This window comes from Peribacillus acanthi (assembly GCF_003073175.1).
In the GTDB taxonomy this organism is placed as follows: domain Bacteria; phylum Bacillota; class Bacilli; order Bacillales; family DSM-1321; genus Bacillus_BN; species Bacillus_BN acanthi.
This window is the reverse complement of sequence record NZ_QBBX01000029.1, coordinates 21643-29311: the sequence shown is the minus strand read 5'-3', so window position 1 is coordinate 29311 and position 7669 is coordinate 21643. Positions and strand designations below refer to the sequence as shown.

The window sequence follows — 7669 nt, the reverse complement described above, 5'->3', positions numbered from 1 at the left end:
AGAACCAACAAAGGATTTTCAAAGATTAAAAAGTGTTCAGCGCTAATGAGCAAAAAGTGTCCAATCGGGGTTGACGGTTACAAGAGTTCCTTTGAATCTGGAGTTACTTCTACAGTTGATTATGAGTACAATAATTCAAATCAACTTACTAGAGTGGGAAATAATGTATATCTCTACGATGACAACGGAAACTTGAAGAGTGACGGCACAAAAAAATATATTTTTAATGATTTTAATCAATTGACTGATATTACTGATTTAAATGGTAATGTTATTGTTACCTATACTTACGACGAGGACGGAAAAAGAAAAAGCACGGTTACAGCTAACGGAACAGTAAATTACTTATATGATGGCAGTAAAGTCCTTTATGAAACAGATAGAAATGGTTCGATTATTAGGGAATACACTTATGATAATAATGGTCAACCTTTAACAATAACCGTCGGTGGGAAAACTTATTTTTATTTATTTAACCATCGTGGTGATGTCGTTGCTTTAACAGATATTAATAATAATGTAGTTGCATCATATAGTTATGATGCATGGGGAAATATTACTTCTCAAGAAGGTCCTTTAGCTGCAGAGAATCCATATCGTTATGCAGGATATAGGTTTGATGAAAATACAAAGATGTATTATTTAATGACAAGATTTTATAATCCTGATAACGGTGTTTTCTTATCACATGATCCAGTAAAAGGTGATTTAGATAATCCAATTACACAAAATGGATATAATTATGGAAGCAATAATCCTGTTATGTATACTGATCCTTCAGGTACAGTAGTAGAAACAGTTATAGATTTGGCTTCGATTGGATACAGCACTTATCAATTTATCAAAAATCCCACGTGGAGAGCAGCAGGGTATCTTATTTGGGATATTGCAGCTACTGCAATTCCAGTTGTACCAGGTTCCTATGTGTTAAAGGGTGGTAGACTCTTAGTTCATTTAAAACCAGGCGAAGTATTTTTACCAGGACTTTTTTCATTTGAGCAAGCTAGAAATATGGCATTCAAGATAATGGAAAAACAAGCTAGAATCAATCTTTGGAATAGCGTACCAAGAATCGGTGATATGAAAATATCATATGGATATAGAAAAGTAATTGGTCGGCGAGCTCCAGATGATTCTTGGGAATGGAGGGTAGATTGGGATCCTAAAAAAGGGCCTCATATTAATATTAAAATTGGAAAGAGGAAGCCTTATAAAATTGCAATCCCGTTTAAAGGAAGTGAAAAGCAATATAAAGCAATTATTGATTCTTATAATAAAAAAAGGTAATAAAAGAGGTGCTATGTTGAATAAAGAAGAACGTAAAAAAAGATTAGAAGAAATAATACAAATACGTCAAGAAAAACAAAAAGAACAGGAAGATGAAAGAAAAAGAAAAGAAATTATTGACCTTTTTGTTAACAAAAATGAGGTTGAAATACTAGATGCGTACGAAACAAACATTATTAAAAAAGAAATTTCTGAATCGTTCCCTTTTGCCTTTTGGAGTAGAATTAACTGGGATGAAATGCACAATAAGATTGATTTAGGTCTTAATGAAATAAAGAATATAGAATCCATATTAAGTAACAATGGTCTTGATATTTCAAAACCTGTTTATTTAAGATTGGCATATGATCAATACCCATGTGCTAAGACTAATTTAAGAAATATATTAAATAGTTTAGACGAAGTTATGAGTATCGGAGTAGATCAATATGTTTATTGTCGTTCTCCCAAGTATATTATAGAATTTTTCCATGACGATATAATAACAATAGGATGGTATTAATTTTTACATTGTATAATTTTTGAAATACCATGATCTATTGGGGATTTTTTGCAAAAATATTAATGTAAGAGGAAAATTTATTTCACAAATTAAGCTCATTTGAGAATATAATGTTGTTTAAAAATTAATCATCTTACATCAATAGCGTAACCAATATACCCTTTTCTAAGAAACCTTGATTTCCTAATGGAATTCAAGGTTTCTTTATTGAGGATCATTTATAGAATAAAGGTTTTCCGAAAAGAAAAAAGTGTTGCACATGTTATTTGGCGTAATACAATGTGATGCCCCTACAGTGTATTTACATTTCTACATAATGAATAAAAATAAGAGAAGAAAAATGCTATAATTTTTCATATTTTGTAATAAATTGTTATTTATTATAAAATTATTTATGAAATGAAAATGGAGGATGTTGTTTATGTATATAATTGACAATAAGTATATTCTTATTGAAGAATTGGCCAGAGGTAATCAAAGCATTATTTACGATGCTAAACATAGAAAAACTAAAGAGTTTTTAGCTATAAAAATCCTTCAATCAAAATTAGTAGATACTGAAAGTGATTTTATATCTGAAGTATTTAAAAGGGATGCAGCAGCACTTTCTAGATTAAATCACCCAAACATTATTAAGTATGTAAATTCAGGTCTAGATGATAATAAGTTTTATATAGTAATGGAGAACTTCATTGGTGATAATTTAAATATATTTGTAAAACAAAATAATTTAGCAATTGAAAAAATTTTGATTATTATGGAACAAATATTAAACGGAATGGTAGAAGCACATAACAAAAATATAATTCATAGAGATATTAAACCTTCAAATATACTAGTAGCAGAAGATTTAAAGACAAAAATAATAGACTTTGGGATTAGTAAGATATTAGATTTGCACGCTATGAATACAGGTTATACTTTGAAAGATCATATGACAAAAGAATATGCTTCCCCAGAACAAATGGCAGGAGCAGAAGTAGATTTTCAATCGGATATCTTCTCTATAGGATTAGTTTTTTATTTCCTTATAACTCAAGAATGTCCACCTTTAGACAAAAATTTAGTGTCTGAAAAAATAGAAAATATAAATATTGACTTAGAAGTTAAAAAGATATTAAAAAAGTCATTAGCTTTAAATAAAAATGAAAGATATAAAACATGCTACAATTTTCTAGATGATTTAAATACTTTTAAGGAAAAAATATCTCTTCTCGAAGGTGAACTAAGTATATATACACCTAAGTATCTGATAAAAAAGCTATATGAGCGTGGAGTAATAATAAATAATAATGAAAGTGAATTCTTGAGTTTTGTTAGGCAATCAATGAAAGACGTATCAATATATAAATCCAAAAATACATATTATCTAATAGGGGAAGACTTAAAATTCATCTTAAGACCTAACAATTATGATGGGTATTTTGAGGTAAAAGAAATAGATACTATTAATGATTATTCAACTAATGAATTTGAAAGAAATAAGGGAATTAAAATTAATTCAGGATTGAATATTACTTTGTATAAACCTAAAGTAAGTAATCAAAAAAACTTTGAATTCATAATTAAAGCAATTGATAAAAAATACTTAGAGCACCGAAAAAAACAAGACGAGGTTGAAAATTCTAATAAGTTAATTGATAATTGGGAAAATGTTTTGGATTTATTAAATGACTTTAATTATAAAAGACAAAATATAGGTAGTTATGAAGATATAGAGATAGATTATTCAAAAAATCAGATGAAAATAAAGCTAGGATTAAATACAGATATATCATTAATTGAAGAAAACGATTTTATTAACTTACAAAAAAGCAATAAAGATAATATATGTGTAGGTAAATTCAAATATATTAAAGACGATATTTTAGTAACATCTATTAATCCTCAATTAGATATAGAAAGTATAAGTAGTGTCGGCAATCTTTCAATAGATTTGACTCAAGCATTAACAATGAATAATAGGTTAAGAAGAGCAATAAAATCTTTGAAAAATGGGGAATCCGCTAATAGAGAGTTATTTAAACATTTATTGGACCCATCTACATTAACAACAAACAATTCTATTAATGACATAGAGTATGTTAATAAAGATATAGACATTGAAAATAAAAAAGCTGTACAAAGAGCTTTGGATACAAACGATATTTTTTTAATTCAAGGTCCTCCCGGGACAGGAAAATCAACAGTAATTACAGAGATAATTAATCAAATTTTCCTATCAAACAACGAATCAAAAGTATTAGTAACTTCACCATCTCACGTTGCAGTCGACCATTTGTTAAAAAACATAATAAAAACCCAAGAGGATAAAAAAATAATACGTATAGGTAATAGTGAAAAAATAGCAGTAGAATCAAAAAACTTGTTAGTAAATGAGCAGTTAAAAAAGTGGATAACTGAAGTTAAAGATTTATCTATAGAAAATACTAAAAATAAATTTTTATCTAGACCAGATCTTACAGTAGATGAGTCAAAACTCTTAAAGAATTTCACTTTTAAAAATAAAGAGCAACTAATTGAAGAGAATACTGAACCTAGAATGTTTAAGACTTTAGAAATAATAAGATCTTGGCATTCAAGATTAGAATTAATGGATGAATTTGATGACATTTTTGCTCAAGAGGCTTCAATAGTTGCATCTACGTGTGTGGGTATTGCATCAAGACATACATTAAGGAACCTGGTATATGACTGGGTGATAATTGATGAAGCAGCGAGAGCCACAGCACCAGAACTTATTTTACCAATGCTCTTAGGGCACAAAATCATTTTAGTTGGAGACCATTATCAATTACCTCCAATAGTTAATTTAATTCAAGAAAAGGAATTAGGTATTAATGTAAAGAAACTAGAAAAGAGTATATTTGAGGATATTTTTAATAAATCTTCAGAGGAATCAAAATATACTCTTAGCTCACAATTCCGAATGCATCCGAATATTTCATCTATGATACAAAAAGTGTTTTATCCTACAAACAAAATTGAAACTAAAATAGATGCTGAGAGTAGAAAACACTATCTAGACTTCAAAGATAATGTTATTTGGATGGATACTGGAAATTTAAGAAATCGTAATGAAGAAAAATTCGCAGAATCCTATAGAAATATAGCAGAAGCCAAAATAATATATAAAGAACTAGAAAGAATAAATTCATTGTATAGAAGCAAAGATTTAAATAAATCTATTGGTGTAATATCTGGGTACAATGCTCAAAAACAATTATTAACTTCTATTATATCTCCTAAGGATTCAAAGTGGTCCAACATTGATATACATATAGATAATGTAGACGCGTTTCAAGGTTCAGAAACAGATGTAGTGTTTTATAGCTTGGTACGATCAAATAGGGAAAATAAAATCGGGTTTTTAAGCGATCATCGTAGATTGAATGTAGCACTGTCAAGAGCAAAAACTTGTTTGTATATAGTTGGTGATAGTAAAACGGTAGTAAAATCACAAAATTCTAAAGGTGAATTTTTTAAAAAAATAATTAATTTTATTAATCAACATCCAGAAACATGCTTGTTTCAGGAGGTATTATAATGAGTAAATCTTTAGTTTATGAAGCAGTGAAAAATGAGTTTCCTTCCTATAAGGTCATTAATATTTTTGAAGTGGGTTTCCCAATATTTAAGAAGCAAATTAAATGTTTAGCAACTGTAGAAAAGGGCTTACCGATAGTATTAGAGTTTACTCTAAAATTAATAAATTTAGGTTATGAAATTATAGAAATTTCTGAGATGCTAGCCTTAGAAGAAGGGCTGATAAGTTCAGCTTATTTTGACTTAATTCAACTGGAATTAATAGATTATAAGTCGCGTAAAATTACAGATAAGGGTAGAGAGGCATTATTTAAAAGTAAATATTCTAATTTAGAGATGGTAGATTTAAATATTAATATAGATTCTTATTTGGGAACAATAATTAAGAATCATACATTTGTAAAGGCAAAAAATACAAGCAAGATAAATTTATTTACTGTAAAACCTTTACTTCTAAAAGAAGATGCAAGTTTAATAGATTATTCGAAAGTAAGAAATGTTTTTAAGGAAATGAAAAAAGAAGAAGACCCAGAGTTTGATGGGAATTTAGTTGAAATATCTAAAATCATTTCCAGACCGGATGAATTTAAGAGATTATATTTAGTCGTTTTGAAATCTATAGAAAATGAATCCAGAATACTAGTTTATGATTTAGATTTCCGAATAGAATCCATGGAGCAAAAAATTAAACAGGGTGATTTGCAAGGGATTAAGTTTCTAAACTATGATAAAAAGTTCTTAGAATGCGTCGGGAAATTAGATTTAGATTATAAATTAAAATCCGAAGAGGTAGATTACATAGATATCTTAGGTATAGAAATTTTAGAATCAGATTATAGTAGGATAGAGTTTATACTACCTATAAGTGACGATTTTATACCTAATGATGCTTGGATCAATACTTTAAAAAGAATGTTAAAATCGAAGTCTAAAGTGGTAATTGTATTTACAGGAAATTATAGAAATACTTATCAAAAGGAGCAAGTTGATAAATTATTAAAAATTGCGAACTCGTCTGATTTTTTAGAGGTGAAGCACACTATAGAAGATAAACTACCTACTTTAGTGATTAATAGGAAATATGGATATATTATTAAACCGTTTAAACATGATTTAGACTTAGCTTCAAATATTAGTTGTATTGGTAATAAAGTGTACAAAATAGAGCTAATGAACTCTACAGTACTACTTTACCAAGAAAGTAATAATACATTCGAAAGAGTATTACTTAATAAGTATGCCTTAAATCAAAAGCTAAAAGAATTAATAGCCTATATAAAAGATTTGGATTTATTAATGAATGATTACTATGGTTCTGGCTGGTTAATAAATAATCGATGTAATAATGAGCACTTGATTGAAAAATTAAAATTAGCAACTAATTTGGATGCTTTTATATCTTTTACTGCACAATTATATGGATGTATCGGAGAAATTGTAAAAGATGTAGGAGAAAGACATGGTATTAAAGGATATTTCTTTGGGGATTTTAAAACTAGAGTTCCAGATGTACAGAATGCTTTAAATAGATTGCGTGTATATAGAAATTCTGTTCAGCATAGTCACTTAGATGAAAAGCAAGTTGAGATCTACTTGAATTTTATTAAAGAGGACCTAAATGGATCTTTCCCAGAATTCATTACTAAAGGTTACTTAAAGGTGCAAACAATAATATTAGATGAATTATTAATAGGAGTAAAAAATGAGGTATCAAATATTAAGAAAGAATTGCTGAATATCTAAATACGGAATTAACGCATGTATGTTTTCTGAAATTTTATATGGTGAATAATGGAACGTAATATAAGTATTTGTAGAAGGGCTAATTAATATCTGGCTCTTCCTTTTTTTTGGTGGGGGGGAATTTTTGACTTTTTTCTTATGTTTGATAACAACTTTATGATTTAGAAAATCTCGGAATAAGTTAATCGCAATTAATTAATGGTCCACAAGAACAAATACATGATTAAACCATTATATAACTGCTTATATTGAAGTAGGTATGTTTATTTTTAATATAACTATGTTAAATTTTTTTGTATTTCAAAGTTCTATTCAACAAAATATGATTTTTTGAGTTGGAAACGGATTAGAGGAATTTAATAGGAGTTGATAAAATTGAATTTACAAGATTCAATGTTGAGAAGGGCAATATTTGAAGTCTATGATTCTAAATGCTTTTATACTGGAGACCCTTTAGACTTTTCAAATATGGAGCTAGATCATATTATTCCTAGAAGTTATAAGGAAAAAGTGATAGGTCTTAAGAAAATAATAAAAGATTGCGATTTGCCAAGAGATTTTCATGTAGACAGCTTAATTAATTTAGTTCCA

5 protein-coding genes are annotated in these 7669 nt (G+C 28.1%); all 5 read left to right on the top strand.

Annotated features, from left to right (window positions below; all coding sequences use genetic code 11):
• The coding region (locus DBX25_RS19435) for an RHS repeat-associated core domain-containing protein (RefSeq protein ID WP_276309647.1) at positions 1-1287 on the top strand (1287 nt) is incomplete at its 5' end.
• A gap of 13 nt (positions 1288-1300) precedes the next feature.
• Entirely contained in the window at positions 1301-1789 is a 489-nt protein-coding gene (locus tag DBX25_RS19430) for a CDI toxin immunity protein (RefSeq protein ID WP_170110151.1), read from the top strand.
• A 421-nt stretch (positions 1790-2210) separates the two neighbouring features.
• The gene (locus DBX25_RS19425; protein ID WP_170110150.1) at positions 2211-5336 is read left to right on the top strand and encodes a serine/threonine-protein kinase; all 3126 of its coding nucleotides are present in this window, start codon (positions 2211-2213) and stop codon (positions 5334-5336) included.
• Positions 5336-7078 carry a hypothetical protein gene (locus DBX25_RS19420; RefSeq protein ID WP_108672405.1) on the top strand — a complete coding sequence of 581 codons (1743 nt, stop codon included), beginning with the start codon at positions 5336-5338 and terminating at the stop codon, positions 7076-7078. The genes DBX25_RS19425 and DBX25_RS19420 overlap by 1 nt, the downstream gene beginning before the upstream one ends.
• Before the next feature lie 375 nt (positions 7079-7453).
• Positions 7454-7669: HNH endonuclease (locus DBX25_RS20885; protein WP_276309646.1), on the top strand; the 216-nt coding region annotated here is incomplete at its 3' end.

Coding starts and splice junctions, on each gene's coding strand:
- DBX25_RS19430 (WP_170110151.1), top strand. CDS start 1,301: ATGTTGAATAAAGAAGAACGTAAAAAAAGATTAGAAGAAATAATACAA.
- DBX25_RS19420 (WP_108672405.1), top strand. CDS start 5,336: ATGAGTAAATCTTTAGTTTATGAAGCAGTGAAAAATGAGTTTCCTTCC.
- DBX25_RS19425 (WP_170110150.1), top strand. CDS start 2,211: ATGTATATAATTGACAATAAGTATATTCTTATTGAAGAATTGGCCAGA.